At 74.1% G+C, this 22678-nt stretch carries 19 protein-coding genes; 18 read left to right on the top strand and 1 reads right to left on the bottom strand.

Annotated elements, in window-relative coordinates:
* Nucleotides 1–6: 6 nt before the first annotated feature.
* The 13 genes from KMS84_RS16570 to KMS84_RS16630 are packed head-to-tail and all read left to right on the top strand — an operon-like array spanning nucleotide 7 to nucleotide 14447.
* A complete protein-coding gene (locus KMS84_RS16570) occupies nucleotides 7–1536 on the top strand; it encodes a right-handed parallel beta-helix repeat-containing protein (RefSeq protein WP_256916993.1) in 1530 nt (509 codons plus the stop codon).
* Between the two features lies 1 nt (nucleotide 1537).
* A complete protein-coding gene (locus KMS84_RS16575; protein ID WP_256916994.1) occupies nucleotides 1538–2803 on the top strand; it encodes an O-antigen ligase family protein in 1266 nt (421 codons plus the stop codon).
* A gap of 11 nt (nucleotides 2804–2814) precedes the next feature.
* A complete protein-coding gene (locus KMS84_RS16580) occupies nucleotides 2815–4056 on the top strand; it encodes a glycosyltransferase family 4 protein (RefSeq protein WP_256917016.1) in 1242 nt (413 codons plus the stop codon).
* Nucleotides 4053–5288: a class I SAM-dependent methyltransferase gene (locus KMS84_RS16585; RefSeq protein ID WP_256916995.1), complete on the top strand. Its 1236-nt coding sequence runs from the start codon at nucleotides 4053–4055 to the stop codon at nucleotides 5286–5288. The genes KMS84_RS16580 and KMS84_RS16585 overlap by 4 nt, the downstream gene beginning before the upstream one ends.
* Nucleotides 5285–6091, top strand: a complete 807-nt coding sequence (locus KMS84_RS16590) for a glycosyltransferase family protein (RefSeq protein ID WP_256916996.1) — start codon at nucleotides 5285–5287, stop codon at nucleotides 6089–6091. The genes KMS84_RS16585 and KMS84_RS16590 overlap by 4 nt, the downstream gene beginning before the upstream one ends.
* The gene (locus KMS84_RS16595) at nucleotides 6088–6735 is read left to right on the top strand and encodes a PIG-L deacetylase family protein (protein ID WP_256916997.1); all 648 of its coding nucleotides are present in this window, start codon (nucleotides 6088–6090) and stop codon (nucleotides 6733–6735) included. The genes KMS84_RS16590 and KMS84_RS16595 overlap by 4 nt, the downstream gene beginning before the upstream one ends.
* 3 nt (nucleotides 6736–6738) lie before the next feature.
* The gene (locus KMS84_RS16600; protein ID WP_256916999.1) at nucleotides 6739–7764 is read left to right on the top strand and encodes an NAD-dependent epimerase/dehydratase family protein; all 1026 of its coding nucleotides are present in this window, start codon (nucleotides 6739–6741) and stop codon (nucleotides 7762–7764) included.
* A 41-nt stretch (nucleotides 7765–7805) separates the two neighbouring features.
* Complete coding sequence (locus tag KMS84_RS16605; RefSeq protein ID WP_256917017.1) at nucleotides 7806–9059, top strand: DUF4910 domain-containing protein; 1254 nt, start codon at nucleotides 7806–7808, stop codon at nucleotides 9057–9059.
* 5 nt (nucleotides 9060–9064) lie between these two features.
* Nucleotides 9065–10360 carry an MATE family efflux transporter gene (locus KMS84_RS16610; protein WP_256917000.1) on the top strand — a complete coding sequence of 432 codons (1296 nt, stop codon included), beginning with the start codon at nucleotides 9065–9067 and terminating at the stop codon, nucleotides 10358–10360.
* Nucleotides 10357–11304 (top strand): glycosyltransferase family 2 protein, encoded by a 948-nt coding sequence (locus KMS84_RS16615; RefSeq protein WP_256917001.1) that lies wholly within the window; start codon nucleotides 10357–10359, stop codon nucleotides 11302–11304. Before KMS84_RS16610 ends, KMS84_RS16615 begins: the two co-directional genes overlap by 4 nt.
* Entirely contained in the window at nucleotides 11301–12548 is a 1248-nt protein-coding gene (locus KMS84_RS16620; protein ID WP_256917002.1) for a polysaccharide pyruvyl transferase family protein, read from the top strand. Before KMS84_RS16615 ends, KMS84_RS16620 begins: the two co-directional genes overlap by 4 nt.
* Nucleotides 12545–13096 (top strand): dTDP-4-dehydrorhamnose 3,5-epimerase, encoded by a 552-nt coding sequence (rfbC, locus tag KMS84_RS16625; RefSeq protein ID WP_256917003.1) that lies wholly within the window; start codon nucleotides 12545–12547, stop codon nucleotides 13094–13096. Before KMS84_RS16620 ends, rfbC begins: the two co-directional genes overlap by 4 nt.
* Nucleotides 13097–13103: 7 nt before the next feature.
* Nucleotides 13104–14447 carry a glutamate-1-semialdehyde 2,1-aminomutase gene (locus KMS84_RS16630; RefSeq protein WP_256917004.1) on the top strand — a complete coding sequence of 448 codons (1344 nt, stop codon included), beginning with the start codon at nucleotides 13104–13106 and terminating at the stop codon, nucleotides 14445–14447.
* 117 nt (nucleotides 14448–14564) lie between these two features.
* Here the strand turns inward: KMS84_RS16630 and KMS84_RS16635 are convergent, their stop codons facing one another.
* On the bottom strand, nucleotides 14565–15335 hold the full coding sequence (locus tag KMS84_RS16635) for a phosphatase PAP2 family protein (RefSeq protein WP_256917005.1): 771 nt from the start codon (nucleotides 15333–15335) through the stop codon (nucleotides 14565–14567).
* Nucleotides 15336–15931: 596 nt separating this feature from the next.
* Here KMS84_RS16635 and KMS84_RS16640 point away from each other — a divergent pair.
* The 5 genes from KMS84_RS16640 (at nucleotide 15932) to KMS84_RS16660 (ending at nucleotide 22534) form a co-directional block, all read left to right on the top strand.
* The gene (locus KMS84_RS16640; protein WP_256917006.1) at nucleotides 15932–16669 is read left to right on the top strand and encodes a Crp/Fnr family transcriptional regulator; all 738 of its coding nucleotides are present in this window, start codon (nucleotides 15932–15934) and stop codon (nucleotides 16667–16669) included.
* 249 nt (nucleotides 16670–16918) lie between these two features.
* Complete coding sequence (locus tag KMS84_RS16645) at nucleotides 16919–17926, top strand: ICP22 family protein (protein WP_256917007.1); 1008 nt, start codon at nucleotides 16919–16921, stop codon at nucleotides 17924–17926.
* Nucleotides 17923–20733 carry a hypothetical protein gene (locus KMS84_RS16650; RefSeq protein WP_256917008.1) on the top strand — a complete coding sequence of 937 codons (2811 nt, stop codon included), beginning with the start codon at nucleotides 17923–17925 and terminating at the stop codon, nucleotides 20731–20733. The genes KMS84_RS16645 and KMS84_RS16650 overlap by 4 nt, the downstream gene beginning before the upstream one ends.
* Nucleotides 20730–22007 (top strand): hypothetical protein, encoded by a 1278-nt coding sequence (locus tag KMS84_RS16655; RefSeq protein ID WP_256917009.1) that lies wholly within the window; start codon nucleotides 20730–20732, stop codon nucleotides 22005–22007. The genes KMS84_RS16650 and KMS84_RS16655 overlap by 4 nt, the downstream gene beginning before the upstream one ends.
* On the top strand, nucleotides 22004–22534 hold the full coding sequence (locus KMS84_RS16660; RefSeq protein WP_256917010.1) for a Pycsar system effector family protein: 531 nt from the start codon (nucleotides 22004–22006) through the stop codon (nucleotides 22532–22534). The genes KMS84_RS16655 and KMS84_RS16660 overlap by 4 nt, the downstream gene beginning before the upstream one ends.
* Nucleotides 22535–22678: the final 144 nt, after the last annotated feature.

Below are 22678 nucleotides of genomic sequence, written 5' to 3' on the forward strand. Positions count from 1 at the left end.
GGACGCGTGGGGATCGAGTGGCGGCGCCGGGCGCTGCCGGCGGCGGCGCTGGCGCTGGTGCTGGCGGCGGCGACCGGCTGCGACAGCGGCACGACGGACGCGACGCCGAGACCGACCGCCGCGCCCTCCGCGCCCTCGAAGTCCGCGGCCCGGGTGTGCGCCGAGCCCCCCGCCGGGCCGGCGAAGGCGCCCGCGGGCGCGGTGACGGTCGACCCGGCGGTGCCCGGCGACCTGGCCGCCAAGACGGAGAACAGCCCGCCGCACACCACCTTCTGGCTCCGGCCGGGGCGGCACACCCTCCTGTCGGACCGCTACGACCAGGTGATCCCCAAGGAGGGCGACGTCTACCTCGGCGCGCCGGGCGCGGTGCTCGACGGCCGCAGGAGCAACCACTACGCGTTCGGCGGCGACGCCCCCGACGTCGTCCTGCGCCACCTGACCGTGCGCGGGTTCGTCGCGCCCCGCGACGAGGGCGTCGTCAACCACGACTCGGCCGACGGCTGGGTGATCGAGCACACCACGATCCGGGACAACTCCGGCGCCGGGCTGATGGCCGGCTCCCGCCAGCAGGTCCGCGCCAGCTGTCTGCGCGACAACGGCCAGTACGGGATGAACGCGTACAAGGCGGGCGGCGTCAGGAACCTGGTGGTCGAGGGCAACGAGATCACGGGCAACAACAAGGACGACTGGGAGCGGCAGCGGCCGGACTGCGGGTGCAGCGGGGGCGTCAAGTTCTGGGCCGTCGACGGCGCGGACGTGCGCGGCAACTGGGTGCACGACAACCGCGGGACCGGGCTGTGGGCGGACACCAACAACAACGACTTCCTCATCGAGGGCAACCTGATCGAGGACAACGACGGCGCCGCGCTGATCTACGAGATCAGCTACAACGCGGTCATCCGCGCGAACACGATCCGGCGCAACAACTGGGTCGAGGGCCGCGCCTACGCGGCCTCCGGCGACACCTTCCCGTTCGCGACCGTCTACCTGTCCGAGTCGGGGGGCGAGCCGCGGATCCGGGCCCGCACGAACCGGATCGACGTCGTCGGCAACGTGCTGGAGAACAACTGGTCCGGGATCACCCTGTGGGAGAACGCCGACCGCTTCTGCAACAGTCCGGCCAACACCTCCTCCGGCGACTGCACGTTGCTGGTCAAGCGCACCGCTCGCTGCGCGCAGCCCGCGATCGCCGGCCCGCCGCTCTACTCCGACTGCCGGTGGAAGACCCAGCGGGTGGACATCCACGGCAACCGCTTCGTGCTGGACAAGTCCGTCCTCGCCTGCAAGGCCGGGTGCGACCGGATGGGCGTGCTCTCCAACTACGGCACCTATCCGGACTGGTCGCCGTACCAGGGCGAACGCGTGGCCCGCGCGATCACCCAGGACCAGCACAACCGCTGGCACGACAACGTCTACGTCGGACCGTGGACCTTCGTCGTCCACGACGCGAGCCGGACGATCGGCTACAAGCAGTGGCGGGCCGCTCCCTACCGGCAGGACGCGGGCAGCACGCTGCGCGCCGGGGACGGTGGTTGAGATGAGGTCGGCGCACACCGGCACGGATCACACGTCGAAGATCGTCGGGACGGTCTGGGGGCTGCTCGTCCTCAACACCCTCGGCTCCGCCGGGGCCGTGACCATCGTCCCGCTGCCGCGCTCGCTCATCCAGATGGTCACCATGGGCTCGCTGGTGGCCGCGTTCGCGCTGGCGCTCGTGGTCAACCCCCGGGTGCGCCTGCGGCCGAGCGCCTACGTGTTCCTGCTGACCCTGCTGCTGGTGCCGAGCCTGATCTCCAGCGTGGACCAGGGGGCCGGGCTCGGCGCCCTGTTCCGCTGCGGGCGGCTGGCGCTGTTCGTCGGCACGCTGTGGCTGCTGACCCGCTGGTGGGACGGCGGCACGACGTTCGTGCGGCACCACATCCGGATGTACTTCGCGGTGCTCGGCTCGGTCGCGGCCGGCCTGGTCGTCTCACCGGGCGCCGCGCTGCCCGACCTCTACGGGGGGCGGCTGGTCGGCGCGTTGTGGCCGCTGACCCCGCCGCAGATCGGGCAGTACGCCGCGGTGATCATCGGGCTCACCGTGCTGCTCCTCCTGGGCCGCCGGACCGACCGCAGGAGCGCGGCCGTGGTCGTCGTGCCCTCCCTCGGCCTGCTCGCGCTGACCCACACGCGCACCGCCACGCTCGGCCTGATCATCGCGCTGGTGCTGGCGATCACCTCCCTCGTCCTGACCAGCGCCGCCGCCCGCCGGGTCTTCTCCTGGGGGGTGCTGTCGGCGGCGGTGGCCGCGGTGGGGTTCAGCTCCGCGCTCCAGGCGTGGTTCCTGCGCGGGCAGAGCCAGGAGAACTTCGCCAGCCTCACCGGCCGGGCCAAGGTCTGGCACGCCCTGCTGACGGCGCCCCGGACGACGTCCGAGCACCTCTTCGGCACCGGTCTGGGCGACAAGTCGTTCGGCGGGCTCCCGATCGACAACAGCTGGCTGGCCGTCTACAACGAGCAGGGCGTGGCCGGGATCGTCCTCGTCGCGGCGATCGTCATCGTGCTGGGCGGCGTCGCGCTGCTGCGGCCGCCGTCGCTGTCGCGGGCCTGCGCGATCTTCCTGATCAGTTACTGCGCGATCGCGTCGTACACCGAGGCCGGGCTGGGCGACGCCTCGCCGTATCTGCTGCATCTGGCGGTGGCCGCCTCCCTGCTGGCGGTTCCCGCCGAGGCCGAGGCGGCTCCCCCGGCCGCTCCCCCGGACCCGCCCGAAGCCCCTCGACGACGCGTCCCGCGATGGGCCCAGAGAACGGAGGTGAGCTGACCATGGACGATCTGCACGTGCTGGTGGTGCACAACCGCTACGCCTCGGCGCAGCCGAGCGGCGAGAACAAGGTCGTCGACCAGGAGGTGGCGCTGCTGCGCGGGGCCGGCCACCGGGTCGACGTGTTCGAGCGGCGCAGCGACGACATCGGCGCCCGGTCGCTGCCGGGCAAGGTCGCGGTGCCGCTGCTGGTGCCCTGGAACCCCGCGGTCCGCTCCGAACTCGTGGCGAAGCTGCGCGCCGAGCGGCCGGACGTGGTGCACGTCCACAACGTCTTCCCGCTGCTGTCGCCGGCGGTGCTGGCGGCGTGCGCCGACGCCGGGGTGCCCGTGGTGGCCACGCTGCACAACTACACGCAGGTCTGCCCGCCCGGCACCCTTCAGCGGGACGGCCGGCCGTGCACGCTGTGCGTGGGGTCCTCGCCGCTGCCCGCCGTGCGCCACGGCTGCTACCGGAACTCCCGGCTGGCGACGGTGCCGCTCGCGGTCAGCCTCGCAATCAACCGGCGGCGGTGGTGGTCCGGGGTGGAGCGGTTCTTCTGCATCTCCGCGGCGCAGCGCGACGTCCTGGCCGGGGCGGGGATGCCGGCCGGGCGGCTGGCGGTCAAGCACAACTTCGTGCCGGAGCCGGGCGTGCGGCGCACGGGCCCCGGCGAGCACGTGCTCTTCCTCGGCCGGCTGGCGGAGGCCAAGGGCGTGCGGCTGCTCATGGCCGCGTGGGACGAGCTCGCCGCCGCCGGCGGGCCGGGCGTGCCGCTGGTGATCGCCGGCACGGGACCGCTGGAGGCGGAGGTGACCGCCTGGGCGGCGGGCCGGGAGGACGTGCGCTACGTCGGCCTCTACGACACGGCCCAGTGCCGCGAGGCGGTCGCGCGGTCGACGGCCGTGGTGGCCCCCTCGACGTGGCTGGAGGCGTTCGGCCTGGTCGTCGTGGAGGCGATGGCGGCCGGGGTGCCGGTCGTCGCCGCCGGTCACGGCGCGTTCGTCGAACTCGTCGAGGACGGGACGACCGGGCTGCTGCACCGGCCGGGCGAGGTCGCCTCACTGGCGTCCGCCCTGCGCCGGATCACCGCCGATGCGGCGCTCAACCGGGAGATGGGACAGGCGGCCCGGCGCCGTTACGAGCAGGGCTTCAGTCCGGCCGTCGGGCTGGAGCGCCTGGAGGAGGGGTACCGCTCCGCGATCGCGGGTCGGTCAGCACCGGCTCACGGCGGGGAGACCCGCGTGGGCAGGGGGGATGGGAACAGCACATGACACGATGCCGACTGTGCGGCTCGGAGGCGATGGCGAGCGTCGTCGACCTCGGAGCGACGCCGCCATGTGAGAGCTTTCTCGCCGCGGACCAACTGGACCGGCCCGAGCCGGCGTACCCGCTGCACCTGCGGGTGTGCACCGACTGCTGGCTCGCGCAGATCCCGCCGCTGATCACACCGGAGGAGACGTTCGAGGAGTACGCGTACTTCTCCTCCTTCTCGACCTCCTGGGTGGAGCACGCGCGCACGTTCGTCGCCGGCGCCGTGGAGCGGGTGGGCCTCGGCCCCGACGCCTTCGTGGTCGAGGTCGCGAGCAACGACGGGTACCTGCTGCGGCACGTCGTGGACCGCGGGATCCGCTGCCTGGGCGTCGAGCCCTCGGTGAACGTGGGCGCCGCGGCGCGCGAGGCGGGCGTGCCGACGCTCACGGCGTTCCTGGACCCGGCCACCGGCGACGCCGTCCGCGCCGAGCACGGCCCGGCCGACCTGGTCGTCGCCAACAACGTGTACGCGCACATCCCCGACGTGATCGGCTTCACCCGGGGGCTGCGCTCGCTCGTCGCCGACGACGGCTGGGTCTCGATCGAGGTGCAGCACCTGCTGACCCTGATCGAGGAGAACCAGTACGACACGATCTACCACGAGCACTTCCAGTACTACACGGTCGCCTCCGCGATCCGGGCGCTGGAGAGCGGCGGCCTCGCGCTCGTGGACGTCGAGCTGCTGCCCACGCACGGCGGCTCCATCCGGCTGTGGGCCCGCCCCGCCGAGGCAGCGGGCGAGCCCACGGCGCGGGTGGCCGACGTGCTGGCCCGGGAGAAGGCCGCCGGCCTCCAGGAGCTGTCCGGGTACACGGAGTTCTCCGCCCGGGTGGCCAAGGTGCGCCGCGACCTGCTCAAGTTCCTCGTCGAGGCGGCCGAGCGCGGCGAGACGGTCGTCGGCTACGGCGCCCCCGGCAAGGGCAACACGCTGCTCAACCACTGCGGCATCCGGCCCGACCTGCTCGCCTACACGGTGGACCGCAACCCGTACAAGCACGGCAGGTTCACCCCGGGCACCCGCATCCCGATCCTGCCGCCCGAGCAGATCGCGGCCGACAAGCCGGACTACGTCCTGGTCCTGCCGTGGAACCTGCGCACCGAGCTCGTCGAGCAGCTGGCCTACGTGCACGACTGGGGCGGCCGGCTGGTCTTTCCCATCCCGGAACTGAGCATTGTCGAGGTCACGCGATGAAGGTCGTCCTGTTCTGCGGCGGTTACGGGATGCGCATGCGCAGCGGTGCGGCGGACGACGTACCCAAGCCGATGGCGATGGTCGGTCCCCGGCCGCTGATCTGGCACGTCATGCGCTACTACGCCTACTTCGGGCACAAGGAGTTCATCCTGTGCCTCGGCTACGGCGCCCACCACATCAAGAACTTCTTCCTCAACTACGAGGAGACCACCTCCAACGACTTCGTGCTGCGCGGCGGGCGCACCGAGCTGCTGTCCACCGACATCTCGGACTGGACGATCACGTTCGCGCAGACCGGCATCGAGTCGCCGATCGGGGAACGGCTGCGCCGGGTGCGCGAGCACCTGGACGGCGACGAGATGTTCCTCGCCAACTACGCCGACGTCCTCACCGACGCCCCGCTGCCGCAGATGATCGACTCCTTCGCGCGGCGCGACGCCGGCGCGTCGATGATGGTGGTGCCGCCGCAGTCCTCCTTCCACTGCGTGGACCTGGGCGAGGACGGCCTGGTCGGCGGCATCACCGCGGTGAGCGAACTGCCGCTGTGGGAGAACGGCGGCTATTTCGTCCTGCGCCAGGAGGTCTTCGACCACATCCCGCAGGGCGGCGACCTGGTCGCCGACGGCTGCGCCCAGCTGGCCAAGCGCGGACGGCTGGTGGCGCACCAGCACCGCGGGTTCTGGAAGCCGACCGACACCGTCAAGGAGCGGGCCGCGCTCGACGAGGCCTACGCCCGGGGCGAGCGGCCGTGGGCCGTGTGGGAACGCGACGGCGCTCCGGCCGCCGCGGCGGGGACCGCGTGATACGGCTCGGGGCCGGGCGCCCCGACCGGATCGTCGCGGTGGGCGCGCACTGCGACGACATCGCCATCGGCGCCGGCGGCACGCTGCTGACGCTGTGCCAGGGCCGCCCGGGCGTGCGCGTCGACGCGCTGGTGCTCTCCGGCGGCGGCACCGAGCGCGAACAGGAGGAGCAGGCCGCGCTCGCCGCGTTCTGCCCGGGCGCCGACCTGCGGCTGACCGTGCACAAGCTGCCGGACGGCCGGCTGCCCGTGTACTGGGACGAGGCCAAGGCCGCGGTCGAGGAGCTGCGCGCGCGGACCGAGCCGGACCTGATCCTCGCCCCGCGCACCGACGACGCGCACCAGGACCACCGCGGTCTGGCCCAGCTGATGCCCACGGCGTTCCGCGACCACCTCGTCCTCGGCTACGAGATCGTCAAGTGGGACGGCGACCTCGGCCGTCCGACGGCGTACCAGCCGCTGTCCGACGAGGTCGCCGAGCGGAAGGTGCGGCTGTTGCAGGAGCACTACCCCTCGCAGCGGCACCGGCCCTGGTACGACCGGGAGGCCTTCCTCGGCCTCGCCCGGATCCGGGGCATCGAATGCCACGCGCGCTACGCCGAGGCGTTCGCCGTCACCAAACTCACTCTCGATCTGGGGGAATGACCTGTGCGCGTACTGCTGACGGGACACCAGGGCTACCTGGGCACCGTGATGGCCCCCGTGCTCGCGGCCGCGGGCCACGAGGTCGTCGGCCTCGACGCCGGCCTGTTCGCCGACTGCGTCCTCGGGCCCACGCCCGCGGACCCGCGGGGCCACCGCGTGGACCTGCGCGACGTCACCGCCGACCACGTGGCCGGCGTGGACGCCGTGATCCACCTGGCCGCGCTGTCCAACGACCCGCTGGGATCGCTGGCGCCGGAACTCACCTACGACATCAACCACCACGCGTCCGTGCGACTGGCCCGGCTGGCCCGCGACGCGGGAGTGCGGCGCTTCCTGTACGCGTCGACCTGCTCCGTCTACGGCGCGGCCGGCGGCGACGCACTCGTCGCCGAGGACGCCCCGTTGCGCCCGGTGACCCCGTACGCGGAGTCCAAGGTGCGGGTGGAGGACGACCTGCACGCCCTCGCCGACGGCGACTTCAGCCCGGTGTACATGCGCAACGCCACCGCCTTCGGCTACTCGCCCCGGCTGCGCGCCGACATCGTGCTCAACAACCTGGTGGGGCACGCCCTGCTGTCCGGCGAGGTCCTGGTGCTCTCCGACGGCACGCCCTGGCGCCCGCTCGTGCACGCGGGCGACATCGCCCGGGCCTTCACGGCCGCGCTGGCCGCGCCGCGCGAGGCGGTGCACGACCGGGCGTTCAACATCGGCAGCGAGGTCAACAACGTCACGGTCGCCGAGATCGCCGGACAGGTCGCCGAGGCGGTGCCCGGCTCCGAGGTGGTGATCACCGGGGAGAGCGGGGCCGATCCGCGGTCGTACCGGGTGGACTTCTCCCGGTTCCGCGCCGCGGTGCCCGGCTTCGACTGCGAGTGGACCGTGAAGCGCGGCGCGCTCGAACTCGCCGACGCCTACCGCGCCCACGGGCTGACCCGGGAGGCCTTCGAGCAGCGCTTCACCCGGCTGGCCGTGCTGCGCGCGGCGTCCGACGCCGGCTCGGTCGACGACACCCTGCGGTGGCGCCGGTGACCGCGGCCGGCGCGCCGCCGGGAACCACGCCCGGCGACGAGATGCACGCGCTGGTGGAGCGGATGTACCCGCTGTGCCGCAGCATCACCGGCGACGGGGTGCGCGCCACGCTGGACATCGTCGGCGAGTACGTCCCGCTGCGGGTGCACGAGGTGCCGACCGGCACCCAGGTGCTGGACTGGACGGTGCCGCAGGAGTGGAACATCCGCGACGCGTACATCGCCGACGGCTCCGGCCGCCGGGTGGTCGACTTCGCCGCGTCCAGCCTGCACGTGCTCGGCTACAGCGTGCCGGTGTCGGCGAAGATGCCGCTCTCCGAGCTGCGCGACCACCTGCACACCCTGCCGGAGCACCCGTCCTGGGTGCCGTACCGCACGAGCTACTACCAGCCGCAGTGGGGGTTCTGCCTGTCCCAGGACACCCTGGACGCCATGCCGGACGGCGAGTACGAGGTGTGCGTCGACTCCACGCTCGCCGACGGCCACCTCACCTACGCCGAGCACGTGGTCCCCGGGCAGGTCGCCGACGAGGTGATCGTCTCCTGCCACGTCTGCCACCCGTCGCTGGCCAACGACAACCTGGCCGGGGTCGCGGTGGCGGTGTTCCTCGCGCGGGCGCTGGCGCGGACGACGCCGTACTACACCTACCGGTTCATCTTCGCGCCCGGCACCATCGGCGCGATCACCTGGCTGGCCCGCAACGCGGAGCGGGTGGAACGGGTCAGGCACGGTCTCGTGCTGGCCTGCGCCGGCGACCGGGGGCAGCTGACGTACAAGCAGAGCAGGCGCGGCGACGCGGAGATCGACCGGGTGCTGCGGCATGTGCTGACCTCCTCCGAACGCCCGCACCGCATCACCGAGTTCACTCCGTACGGCTACGACGAGCGGCAGTACTGCTCGCCCGGGTTCGACCTCGGCGTGGGCTCGCTCAGCCGCACCCCGTACGCCGGCTACCCCGAGTACCACACCTCGGCCGACAATCCGGACTTCGTCTCGCCGCAGGCGCTGGCGGACACCCTCGCCGTGTGCCGCGAGGCGTTCGCCGTCCTCGACCGCAACCGGAAGTACGTCAACCTCAGTCCCTACGGCGAACCGCAGCTGGGCCGGCGCGGGCTGTACGACTCGCTCGGCGGCCGCAGCGACGCCAAGCAGGCGCAGCTGGCCATGCTGTGGGTGCTCAGCCTCTCCGACGGCGAGCACACGCTGCTGGACGTCGCCGAACGGTCCGGGCTGCCGTTCGACGCCGTCGCCGCCGCGGCGGACGCGCTGCACGACGCCGAGCTGATCAAGGCGTGAAGCCGATGACCACCGAGGAGGGCACTCCGCGGCCGGCGGCGCCGGCCGGGTCCGCCAAGCGGGCCCTCCTCGGCCGGCTGTCCTGGGGGCTGGCCGACCAGGCGGCCTCCAGCATGTCCAACTTCGCGGTGGGCATCTACGTGGCCCGCTCGCTGGGAGTGACCGCGTTCGGCGTGTTCAGCCTGGCCTGGGTGACCTACGGCGTCGTGCTCAACGTCTCCCGCGGGCTGGCCACCGACCCGCTCGTGGTGCGCTTCAGCGGCGCGCCGGACGCGTCCTGGCGCGGGGCGGTGGCCCGGTCCTCGGGCACCGCGCTCGGCGTCGGCGCCGGCCTCGGCGCGGTCTGTGCGGTGGCCGGTCTCGCGCTCGGCGGGCAGGTCGGCTCCGCGTTCGCCTGCCTCGGCGTGCTGCTGCCGGGGCTGCTCCTCCAGGACGCCTGGCGGTTCTCGTTCTTCGCCGCCGGCGCCGGACGCAAGGCGTTCGTCAACGACCTGGTGTGGGGCGTGGCCCTCGTGCCCGCCATGGTCGTGGCGGCCCGCGTGGGCAGCGTGGCCGCCTTCGTGCTCGCCTGGGGCGCGTCCGCCGCGGTGGCCGCCGCCTACGGGTGCCTCCAGTGCGGCATCCGGCCCCGGCCGGCCGGGGCGCGCGACTGGCTGCGCGAGCAACGCGACCTCGGATACCGGTACCTGGTCGAGAACGTCAGCCTCAGCGGCGCGAGCCAGCTGCGGGCCTACGGGCTCGGCGCGATCGTCGGCGTCGGCGCGGTGGGCGCGGTGCGCGGCGCCGAGCTCCTGCTGGGCCCCTTCCTCGCCGTCCTGATGGGGCTGTCGCTGGTCACCGTCCCGGAGGCGGCGCGGGTGCTGCGCCGCGCCCCCGACCGCCTCGGCACGTTCTGCCTCCTGCTCGGCGGCGGCCAGGCCGTCGGCGCGCTGTGCTGGGGCGGGGCGCTGCTGCTGATGCCGGGCCGGTTCGGCGAGGCCGTGCTCGGCGGGGTGTGGCACTCCGCCGCACAGCTCATCGTGCCGATCACCCTCGGCGTCGCGGGCGCGGGCCTGGGCACCGGCGCGGCGGCCGGGCTGCGCGCGCTCGGCGCGGCCCGGCGCAGTCTGCGCTCCCAGCTGTTCGCCTCCGCCTGCTACGTCGGCGGCGGACTGGGCGGGGCGGCCCTGGCCGGCACGGTCGGCTCGGCCTGGGGCGTCGCCGCCGCGACCGTCAGCGGCTCGGCCGTGTGGTGGATGCAGCTGCGGTCCGCCCTGGGCGAGCGGCACCACCACTCCGTTCCCGAAGTGAGGACCTCATGACCGACCGTCCCAGGCTGAGCATCGGCCTGCCCGTGTACAACGGCGAGGAGTACCTGGCCGAGTCGTTCGACGCCCTGCTCGGCCAGACCTACGAGGACTTCGAGCTGATCGTCTCCGACAACGCCTCGACCGACGGGACCGAGGACGTCTGCCGCCGGTACGCCGCGAAGGACTCACGCATCCGGTACCTGCGGCTGCCGCGCAACATCGGCGCCACGCCCAACCACAACCGCGTCCTGGCCGAGTCCCGCGGCGAACTGTTCAAGTGGGCCTCGCACGACGACCTGTACGGCCGGGACCTGCTGCGGCGCTGCGTCGAGGCCCTGGACGAGCGGCCGGAGACGATCCTCGCGCACAGCGGCCAGGCGGTCATCGACGGCGACGGCCGGGTGAAGGTGCCCTACGAGTACACCCTCGCCACGGACTCGCCGCACGCCCCGGACCGCTTCCGCAGCCTGCTGTTCGAGCCCGGCGGCGACGACTTCTACGGGGTGATGCGCACCGACGTGCTGCGCCGGGTGAAGCCGATGGACAGCTACCACCACGCGGACCGCACGTACGTCGCCGAGATCACCCTGCACGGGCCCTTCCACCAGGTCCCGGAGCTGCTGTACTTCCGCCGCGACCACCCGCACCGCGCCGAGCGGGCGAACCCGAGCAAGCGGTCGCGGTGCGTCAACCTGGACCCGCGCCGGGCGGGCCCGCTGCACCCGACGCCCCGGCTCCTCGCCGAGTACGTGTGGGGCTTCGCCTCGGCGATCCGGCGCGCGCCGCTGTCGTCGGCCGACCGGCGCGCGTGCTTCGGCCACCTCGCCGCGTGGATGACCAGCCGTGCCCGGCCGGGCGCCGGCGAACGCGTGGAGGACCGCGCCCCGGTCGACCCGGCCCGCCTCGACGTCAGCGTCGACGCGCTGGTCGCCGGCCGGGAGGGGAGGCAGCCGTGACGGGCGCGGACGCGAGCCGGGCGGCCGCGGCGCGCGTCGGGGTCTTCGGCCTGCTCGGCTCCGGCAACCTGGGCAACGACGGGTCGCTGGAGGCCGTGCTCGGGTACCTGCGCGCCGAGCATCCCGGGGCGGTCGTGGACGCGCTGTGCGGCGGACCGGAGGTCGTCACCGCCCGGTACGGCATCCCCGCGACGCGGCTGCACTGGTACCGCGGGGAGTACCGGACCGCCTCGCGCGCGGGCGCGGTCGTGGGCAAGGGCCTGGGCAAACTGGTCGACGTCTTCCGCACCGCAGCCTGGGTGCGCCGGCACGACGTGGTGATCGTGCCGGGCATGGGCGTCCTGGAGGCCACCCTGCCGCTGCGGCCGTGGGGCTTCCCCTACGCGCTGTTCCTGCTCTGCGCGAGCGGCCGGCTGCTGGGGACCCCCGTCGCGCTGGTCGGCGTCGGCGCCGCCGAGATCAGGAGCCGTCCGATCCGGGCCCTGGTGCGCCGGTCGGCGCGGCTCGCCGCGTACCGGTCCTACCGGGACGACCAGTCCCGCGACGCGATGCGCGCGATGGGCGTGGACACCTCGCGCGACGAGGTCCACCCCGACCTCGCGTTCTCCCTGCCGGCGCCGCCGTCGAGCGCGCCCACCGGGACCCCGGGTCCCGTCTGCCTCGGCGTCATGGACTTCCACGGCGGCAACGACGACCGCGCGCGGGCCCAGGAGATCCACCGGCGCTACCTCGACGGGACGATCACGTTCGTGCGCGCCCTGGTCGAGGAGGGCAGGGCGGTCCGGCTCCTCACCGGGGACGAGTGCGACCTGTCCGTGGTCGCCGCGATCCTCGACGCCGTGGACTCGCCGCTGGTCACCGCGGCCGAACCGGCCTCGCTGGCCGACCTGATGAAGGAGATGGCGGCCGCCGACACGGTGGTGGCCGTCCGCTACCACAACCTGATCTGCGCCCTGAAGACCGCGACGCCCGTGCTCGCCCTGTGCTACGCGGCGAAGAGCGACGCGCTCATGGAACGGATGGGCGTCGGCGCGTACCGCCACCCGGCCCGCGAGGTCGACGCCGACCGGCTTCTCGAGCAGTTCCGGGACCTCGAGAAGCACGCGGCGCAGGTCCGGCAGACCCTCGTCGAGCACAACCGGATCGCCGCCGGGCAACTCGACCGGCACTTCGCCGCCTTGACCACGGCCCTGTTCCCGCCGAACGCCCACACCCACGCCCACGCCCCGCGGAAGGCACCATGAAAGCGACCGAAGTCCCCGAGATCGCCGGCGCGTACCTGTTCGAGCCGACGCCGTACGCCGACGAACGCGGCTTCTTCTGCCGCACCTTCGACGCGGACGTGGTCCGCTCGGTGGGCCTCGACCCGCACGCCTTCGTCCAGGACAGCGTGTCCCGCTCGGTGCGGGGCGTGCTGCGCGGCCTGCACCTGCGCTCCGGCGCGGGCGAGGCCAAGCTGGTGCGCTGCTCCTACGGGAAGATCTTCGACGTCGTCGTGGACCTGCGGCCGGACTCGCCGACGTATCTGGGCCGGGCCTTTTTCGAGCTGTCCGGCGAGACGCAGAGGACCGTTTACCTCCCCGCGGGGTGCGCGCACGGCTTCCAGGCTCTTACCGAAATCGCGGACACCTCTTACCGTATTGACCGTGAACACGATCCGTCCGAGGACGTGACGATCGCCTTCGACGACCCGGAACTCGCCATTCCCTGGCCACTGCCGGTCACGTCGATGTCCGCACGGGACCGGGAGGCGCCGAGCCTCGCCGAGGTCCTGAAGCACAACGAGAGTTGAGGCCGGCTTGGACACCGAACACACCGAGCAGACCCCGGAGTTCCTCCTTCCCAGGTCGAGGACGGCCAACGAACGGCTGCACGCCCTGGTCCCCGGCGGCGCGCACACCTACGCCAAGGGCGACGACCAGTACCCCGAGGACATGGCCCCGGTCATCAGCCACGGCCACGGCGCCCACGTGTGGGACGTCGACGGAAACCGCTACGTCGAGTACGGCTCGGGCCTGCGGTCGGTCAGCCTGGGCCATGCCCACCCGCGCGTGACCGAGGCCGTGCGACGCGAACTCGACCGCGGCAGCAACTTCGTCCGGCCGTCCGTCGTGGAACTCGAGGCGGCCGAACGCTTCCTGGCCACGGTGCCGACCGCCGAGATGGTGAAGTTCGCCAAGAACGGCTCCGACGCCACCACCGCAGCGGTCCGCCTCGCCCGCGCCGCCACCGGACGCCCGCGGGTGGCACTCTGCGCCGACCACCCCTTCTTCTCCACCGACGACTGGTTCATCGGCACCACCCCGATGGCCGCCGGCATCCCGACGGCCACCACCGACCTCACCCTGGCCTTCCCCTACGGGGACCTGGCCGCCACCGAGGAACTGCTCGCCCGCCACCCGGACGAGATCGCCTGCCTGATCCTCGAACCCGCCACCCACACCGAGCCGCCGCCTGGCTACCTCGCCGGCCTGCGCGAACTGGCCGACCGGCACGGCTGCGTGCTGGTCTTCGACGAGATGATCACCGGCCTGCGCTGGTCGGAGGCGGGCGCCCAGGGCCTGTACGGCGTCGTCCCGGACCTCTCCACGTTCGGCAAGGCGCTGGGCAACGGCTTCGCCGTCTCCGCCCTCGCCGGACGCCGCGCGCTGATGGAACTCGGCGGGCTGCGCCACTCCGGCGAACGGGTCTTCCTGCTGTCCACCACGCACGGCGCGGAGACGCACTCCCTGGCGGCCGCGATGGCGGTGCTCGACACCTACGTCGAAGAGGGCGTCACGGCACGACTGCACGCCCTGGGCGAGCGACTGGCCGCCGGGGTCCGCGAGGCCGCGGCCGCCATGGGCGTCGGCGACCACGTCGTCGTCCGCGGCCGGGCCAGCAACCTGGTCTTCGCCACCCTCGACGAAGACCTCCGGCCGTCGCAGGAGTACCGCACCCTGTTCCTGCGCCAACTCCTCGCGGGCGGCGTCCTCGCCCCGTCGTTCGTGGTGAGCAGCGCCCTCGACGACACCGACATCGACCGGACCGTCGACGCGGTGGCCCAGGCCTGCGCGGTCTACCGCAAGGCCCTGGACGCGGCCGACCCCACACCCTGGCTGGGCGGCCGCCCGGTCAAGCCGGTATTCCGCCGCCTGGTCTGACCCGAAAGCCGGCCCGCGGAAGCGCGGTCGCGGCTCCGGCGGGGCGCCGCGTGCACGCGTGAGTGCACGCACATGCGCCTCGCGCGAGGCGGACGTACGGCGGGCGCGAGGCGGACGTCAGTGACGCCCGCGCCGGCCCGCGTCGGCCGACCGGCCCTCCGGCCGGGGTGCCGACGGGTCGGCCGCTCGGTCGGCCGCCCCTGCGGCCGCCCGGTCAGCGGTCCGGTCGGCCGTCCGGTCGACGAGCCACCCGGTCGCCGGCACCACCGCCAGCGCGGTGCACCAGCCGCCGAGGGTGTCGGTCGGATAGTGCGCGCCCAGGGCCACCTGCGCCCAGCCCATGGCGGCGCCGGCGACCAGTGCGGCGCCCAGCACTAGTGCCATGCCGGCCGCCCTGCCGAGACCGAGCCGGCCCACCGCGAGCAGCGCCATCGCGAGTGCGAGCGCGGTGGCGAAGGCGGTGTGGCCGCTCGGGTAGGACAGGTTGCCGTCGCCGTGGATGGTGCGCCCCACCAGGTGCTTGAGCGCGGTGGCCACCCCCACGCTCACCCCGGCGCCGGCCACGGCGAGCACCGCCGCACGGGGTCGCCGCAGCAGCAGACAGCCCGCCACGACGGCCGCCACCAGCAGCACCGACCCGACGGGCTCCCCCAGGAAGTCCAGGACCAACGCGAGGCGCCGCCACGGCGGCCCCACACTGTCCGCCGTGGGCGAGCTGACCCACCGGTCCACCCCACCGGGCTCACCGCCACCCGCGTACAGGCCCCCGAGCACGGCGACCACCAACGCGGCGAAACCCGCAACCGGCCGAAGCCACCCACGCAGCACCGGGGGCGACGCCGCCGACGCACCGCCGCGAACCGGTTCCTGCCGACGCTCACTCGACATCGACGACCCCCTTCACCCCTGTCGACGGGTGGGGAGGCGCGAGGGTTCCCCGAAGGGGGCGCCGGTCGCTTCGCCGAGGACTTCGCAGCAGGAAGCCCGGCTCCTTCCCGCTCGACGACGCCCTGATCAAGCCCCTCGCGTTCGCGCTCGCCGCTGGGGTGTCCATCGACGCCTGCGCCACCGCCTGCCTCTCGTCCCGCGGTCCTCGCCCTCGCCGGAGGCACGCCCGGTGGCTCCCCGCCCGGCTCGACCGCGTCCTGCCCGCCCTCGACGTCGAGGGCGCCGCCCGCCTCCGGACCGCCCCACGCGGGACCCAGGACACCCGAGCGCGTCTCCTGAGCCGCTCGCGCACCGGTCGATCCGCCGGGTTCGGATGTGGCGGCTTCGGATGCGTCGCCGTGGGGTCCACCGGAGCCGGACCGGGCGGCGTCCGGCGGACCCGGACCCGCCGCCGGCGGACGGAAGGGTCCCGGCGGCGTCCGCCGGGACGGCTCTCCCGGGCGGGGGGCGCGGGTACAGTGGCAGACCCATCCGTTTCATTCTTTCTCGGGCCCCCGGCCGGACCATTCCCGGCCTCTGCCGGAAGCGACGGATTCATGGCGCTGGTGGTGCAGGACCGCACGTTTCTCGATGTCCTCGGCGCCGCAGCGCGGAAGGATCTGTTCCGGATCAGCGCCGAGCGGACCTTCCGGGCAGACGAGCATTTGCTGCTGGAGCAGGACGACAGCAGCCATGTGCTGGTCCTGCTGGAGGGGTGGGTCGTGGTGTCCACGGCGACCGACCGCTCCTCCGCCCGGTTGATCCTGGCGCTGCGCCGGCGCGGCGAACTCGTCGGCGAGATGGCCGCGTTGGGCGGGATCGCGCGCAGCGCCTCCGTCACCGCGCTCGGTCCGGTACGTGCCTTGGTGGTGCCCGGCGCCCGGTTCCGCGCGTTCGCCGGGCGCGATCCGGAGGTGTCGGCGCTGCTCATGGCCCAGCTCGTCTCCCGGCTGCGCACCGCCGACGAGGAGCGGCGCACGCTCGCGTCCCTGACTGTCATTCAGCGGGTGGCCGGCCGGCTGCTGGAACTGGGCGAGCTCCAGCGGGCGGCCTCCGGCCGGGCGGGCGCGCGGGACACGGACGGGCCCGCGGACGAGTTCCCGGTGCTTGCGCAGTTCGCCCAGCACGATCTCGCGGACGCCGTGGGCGCCACCCGCGAGGCGGTCGCCAAGTCACTGCGGCTGCTGCGGTCCGCCGGTGTCATCCGGACCCGGCCCCGCCGCGTCGAGCTGATCGACCACGACGCGCTCTCCCTGCTGGCGGCCGGCGGGAACATCGGGTTCCCGGCTCGCTGAGCGGTCCTCGTACGAACGTCAGTCCCACCCCCTCGACGGATACCCCTGCCCAAAACCGGTTGAACACGCATCTGTCAAGGCTTGTACAAGGTTGTGTTGAGGTGCGGGGCGCAGAACGGGACAGCGTGCGAGGCGCGCGATTTCGGCGTGCGATCCATGTGCTGCCACCGGATGTGTAAACGACCACATCGCGAGTCGGCGCGAGCCGCCATGCTGACGGGCAGTCACTGCACGACAGGGGGTGGGCAGATGGCTGACGGAGCCGTCTACAAGACCTTGATGAGCGTGGACACCCGAGGATCGGGCGGCTACCTCGACGGCGCGAAACGACGGATGCGGGCACGGATCTACGACCTGGCCCATCCGTCCTTCGCGGCGGCGGGCGTGGCGAAGTCCATGCTCCACATGGAGGACCGGGGAGACGGGTTCATCGCCGCGGTGGACGCGCGCATCCCGCCGGTCCGGCTGCTCGGCACCTGGCTGGCCGAGTTGCACCAGCGGCAGCGGGTGGGGAACGAGGACCTGGCGCGCCGGCTCGGGCTGCGCGTCGGACTGCACGTGGGCCCGGTCGAGCACGACGAGGAGGGGCTGTCCGGCCATGCGATGGACCTGGTCTGCCGGCTGGCGGACTCGCCGGTGACGCGGACGGTGCTGGAGCACTCGGGACGCGATCTGGTCCTCGTGGTCTCGGAATCACTGCACCACGAAGTCGTCCGGCACGGGGGGCGGTTCGTGGAGCCCTCCGCGTACCGCCCGGCCCGGATCACGCTGAAGGAGGGCCCGGTCACCGCGTGGTTCCACGTGCCGGGCGAGGCCCGGCCCCGGGTGCCGGGCGACGCAGGGTTCGACACGCTTCCCGTGGACGCGCCCTCGGGGGAGAACGGGGGCGGCGCGTCCACGGGGGCCGAGGCGGAGGGCCGCCCGCCGGGGAGGGACCCGGGGCATGCCGCCCCGGCCCAGGCCGGCCGGCCCTCCGCCGACGGGGGTCCCGGGGCGTCCGGGAGAGAGGCGTGGCCGGTGGACACCGGTTCCGGCGCACGCTGGGACATCAAGGTGGAGGGCGGCACCAGCGTCGTCCAGGACCGCGCGACCTTCCACGGACCGGTCCGCTTCGGGGGCGGAGCGGGTGCGGCCGAGGAGGACTGGCCCACCGGCGGCGACGGGGCGCACGGCGGCCGGCGGGCCGGCGACCGCGATGCCCCGGACGGCGGCCGGCGCGCCGGAGACGGCAACGGCCGTACGGGGGACGCACGGTGAGCGGCGAAGGCGAGCACGAGGGCGCCGGAGCCGACGGCGGCGGGGGCGCGTCTCCCGGCCCGGACCGGTGGCGGGCCGGGGACGAACCGGCGCGGCAGGACGGCGAACGGCGGCCCGGCCAGGACTCCGCCAGGGACTCCGACGGGGAGGCGGAGCCGGACGGCGGCGGCCGGGACCGGGCGGACGAGGCGGAGCGCGCGGAGCGGCAGGGCCGTCAGGAGGAGCGTTTCCGAGAGGCGACCCGGGACCCGCTCGCCGACTCGGGGGTGCCCGGCGAGGCACGCGCGGCGGCCCGGATCCAGCGGGCAGCGCAGGCCCGGTTCGACATCCGAGGCAACAGCAGCGTCTTCGACCGGACCAGCTTCGACCGCGCGCACTTCGGCGATGTGTACGTCGGCGCCCGGGACACCGCGGCGCCGGTCTTCGGGGACATGCCCGAGGACGAGCTGGACCGGCTGCGCGAGGTCTACCGCGCGCCGGCGGGATACGCCACGCTCAAGCGGTTCCTGCGCGGGCGCCGGGTGCTGGTGCTGGGCGGCCCGCCCGGCACGGGCCGCCTCACCACCGGGCTCTGCCTGTTGGACGAGGTCACCACCGCCGTACGCGACACGCCGTCCCGCGCCGGGGAGCCCCCGCCCGAGGCGGCGGAGGCCGACGACCGGACGGGCGTCGGAGTCCTCGTCCAGGGCCGGGTCACCCGGCTCGCCCCGTCCGATCTGGGGCTGCTCTCCGCCGACCCGGACGCGGTGGCGGGCGGCGTGCTGGACGGCGGCGGTCTGCTGGTCCAACTCCCGGATGGCACAGGTGACTTCACCGCGCCGCAGGAGCTGCACCTGGACGCGCTGGCCGCGCGGCTCGCAGCGAAGGGGTCGTATGCGGTGCTGGTCGTCTCCCCCGCCTCGCCCGCCGGGCATCTGCTGACGGGGCGCTACGGGCTGGCATGCCCGCCGGCGCCCGCCGGGGAACTGCTGGAGTGGCAGCTCGTACGGCGCCTGGCGGACTGCCCGGACCCGGACGCGCTGGGCCGTGGTGAACAGATCCTCAAGCATCCCCTGTTCCTGGACGCGCTCGGCATCGCGCCGGAGGCGCTGAGGCCCTCCGAGACCGAGCTGGTCGCGGAACAAGTGGCCCGGCACGTGCGGGGAGAACTGCGCCGGGACGAACTCCTCGACGCCTGCGGCCAGATCGCGCGCCGGCAGGCACGCGAGTGGTTCACCGGAGCCGCCGACCCGCTGCCCCCGGCGCCCGACCCCGGCCGGGCCGGGGCGCAGGGGCCGGTGGACACCGCCGCGCCACGGGTGCGGGAGGCCGCGTTCCGCATCGCGCTCGCGGTGCTGGACGGGGAGGCGGTCAGCTCGGTGGCCGACGCCGCCGAACTCCTCGCCCAGCAGATCCTCGCCGTACGGATGCCCGGACGGGCGCACGGGCGGCCGGTGTTCGCGGAGGACCTGGAGGGGCTGCTCACCTCCTGCCGGGCAGAGGTGCGCTCCGGCGAGGAAGAGTCGGTGGGCGGAGTGCCGGTGCCGGTGCGCACGGTCGCGTACCGGGGCGCGGCACTGGCGGGCTCGGTGCTGGCCGAGGTCTGGCACCGGCATCACGCGGCCCGCGGCCCGGTGGCGCGCTGGCTGCGCGAACTGGCCGACTCCCCCCGGCCGCAGGTGTGGGTGCGGGCGGCCGTGGTGGCGGGCGAACTCGCCACCGCCGACCTCGGGTACGGCTTCGCGGAACTGATCCGGCCGCTCTCGGCGGCCAAGGACGCCCGGCGTCGCTTCTTCGCCGCGACCGCGTTGGCCCAGGCGGCCGGCCGCGAGCCGTACCGGTCGGCGGTGCGAAGTGTGGTCGCGGACTGGGCGCAGGCCCCGGCGCCGGCGCTGCGTTGGACGGCGGCGCTGGCCCTCGGCTCCGGCCGGATCGTGGACGACACCCGGCAGGCCCTGGAACTGCTGTGCGCCATCGGCGGCCGCGACGAGGGCGCACAGGCGCTCGTCGCCTCCTACGGCGCGACCCGGCTCGTGGCCGGCAGCCGGGCCGGGGAGGCGGCCACCGTACTGCGCGAGTGGTCCGAGAGCGGCTCCCCGGAGCAGCTGAACCTGGCGATGCTCTGTGCCGTACGGCTGTTCTGCGCGAGGACCGACGACATGTGGCAGGCGGAGGAGAACGACGGCCCCGACGCCCCGGCGGCGGACACCGCCACCTCCGTCGCCGCGTCCGTCGGCCGGGTGTGGGGGCCTGGCGGGGTGCGGCTCGCGGGCCGGGCGCCGGGGCAGCCGGGCCGTGCCGGGCAGCGCGCCCTGGCCGGGCAGGACGAACGCCCGCCGGTGCCGCGCGCGTCGGTCGAGGTGACCGACGCGGAACTGGCCCGGCGGACGCACTGGCCGCTCGCGCTGGCGGTGGCCGTGGCGGTGGAGAGCGCGGCCGAGCCGCTGGCCGACCTGCTGTGGCGGTCGCTGGCCAATCACCTGTCGCACGAGGCCGCGACGGAGGGCCTGACGACCTGGCTGCGGGCGGCCGAGGCGGACGCGGCGCTGCCCGGACGGCCGGCCCGCACCTATGTGTTCGAGGAGGCGGCCGAGGACGCGTCGGACGACGGCACGGACGGCCGGCGCGGGGAGATCCTCCAGGCCCTGCTGTGGCTGTTGCCCGGGATGACCCGCGACCGTCGGGACGCCGACCGGCTGCGCTGGCTGCTGCGGTTGATGACGGACGCGCCGGAGGAACCGATGACCGCCGCCTTCGCCCGCCATGTGGTGGCCGCGATGGCGGCGGCGGGACGCGGCCGGTACGGCCGAGGGGAGGAGCAGAGGTGACGGCGGGACAGGAAGAGGAACTGGTCGTCCAGGAGAACCTCGCAGGGCCGTTCCTGCGCGAACGGCTCGTGCAGGGCAGGGGGTTCAAGCACTGGGGTGCGCAGGTGGCCTCCGTCCTCTACTACCAGGACGGCGGGCACAGCGTGATCACCGCGCGCGGCGCCGACCACCGCGACCGGCTCAGCCGCTGGTCCCGGCCGAGCAGTGTGTGCGAGGTCGCCTGCGGCCGGCACACGACCTCGTTCGCGCTGGAGCTGCCCGCGCACGGCTCGGCGACCTTCTTCGAGACCCGGGTGAAGCTGCGCTGGGAGGTCACCGACTACCTGCTGGTCGTGGAGAAGCGCCTGTTCAGCGTGGAGAACGACCTCGGCCCCGAGATCGTGGACCGGCTTCAGGGCGTCACCACCCGGTACTCCGTGGACCAGGCGCACGAGGCCAACCAGGCCGTGCGGCTGGACATCGAGGCCGGCCGCTGGGCCGACCTCGGGCAGGAGGTGGGACTGCGCACCAAGGTGTTCATCGAGGTCGGCACCGACCGCACGCAGATCGGCTTCGTCCGGCAGACCCGCAAGGACGAGGCGGAGGCCCAGCGGGTGACCGCCCGCTTCCGGGGGTTCGCGGCGATCGCGCACGGCACCGACGCGGAGAAGTATGCCTATCTGATGGCGTCCGGAAGCTCCGCCGAGGTCGGCCGACTCGTGAAGATGATGATGGAGAGCCAGGCCGAGGAGCAGCGCGCCAACCGCGAGTTCCTGGTCCGGATGGCACACGAGGGCCGGGTGAACACTCCCGAACTGGACGCGTACATCCGCCGGGTGGTGCTGCCCGGGCACGCGGCGGGGCAACAGGCGCTCCCGGCGCTGGAACCCCGTGCCGCGCTGCCGCCCGCGCCCGTCGCCCCGGCCGCCGCGCCCGCGGCCGCACCGGCCCGGCAGGACTGGCCGGACATGCCGGCGGCCGGGGACCCGGGCCCGTACGACACCCCGGAGCGCGGGACGGAACGGACCGCCGGGGCGCCGCGCCAGGAGGAGGACGACTGGTGGGGCGAGTCGCAGGACGCCGTCGAGTACGAGACCGGTCCGTCGGCGGCGCGGGACGGGTACGGCGCCTCGGCGCACACCGACGCCCAGGGCTACGAGTACACGTACGGCGGGAACCCCTCCTCCGGCGCCGGGCGCGCGGCGGCCGGCGAGTCCGGGGCGGGGTCCCGTGACAGGGGCGACGACGAGGACGAGGACGACATCTGGGGCGGACCGTCGGACGGCGGCCGATGACGGCCGCACCGGGTGCGCCGGGCGCCCCGGCGACCGCCACCCCGGAGGCGCGGTTCGTCGCCGAACGGCTGCTCGCCACGGTCCGCGAGGACACCGGGCGGGCGGACGTCAAGGCGTCGGTGCTGCTGTCGGTGGCGCTCGGGGTGCCGCCCCTGGTGGTCGGGGCGGGGCAGCGCCCGCCGGACCGGCCTTCCGTGCTGTGGCTGGTGCTGGTCGCAGCGGGGTTGCTGATGTGGCTGGTGGGGACCGTTTCACTCGTTCGGGCGATGCTGCCGCACGGCGGAACTGAGCGGGTGGGACCGGGCATCACCTTCTTCGCCGACGTCGTCGCGGTGCACACGGCGGCTGGAGCGGGCGGTGTGGCAGAGGCGGTCGGCAGAGCGGGCGAGGACGTCACGGCCTGGCTGCTGACCCAGGCCGTGGACACCAGCCACATCCTCTTCCGGAAATACCGGTGCATCCGCTGGGGAGCGGGCTGGTTGGTCCCGGGGGCGCTGTCGGCGACGGCCGGCCTCCTGCTCGGCTGATCCCGGCGCTCCCGGGGGGGCGGCGACACCGGCCGCCGGCACCAGGGCGCACGCGGGCCCGCACGGCACTCGCGCGCCCGACATCTACGTCTATCAAGTGACAGTTGAGGGGGACGAAATGGACGCACACGACACCGCACCGGT

The sequence above is a fragment of the Streptomyces hilarionis genome (assembly GCF_024539675.1).
Taxonomy (GTDB): Bacteria; Actinomycetota; Actinomycetes; order Streptomycetales; family Streptomycetaceae; genus Streptomyces; species Streptomyces hilarionis.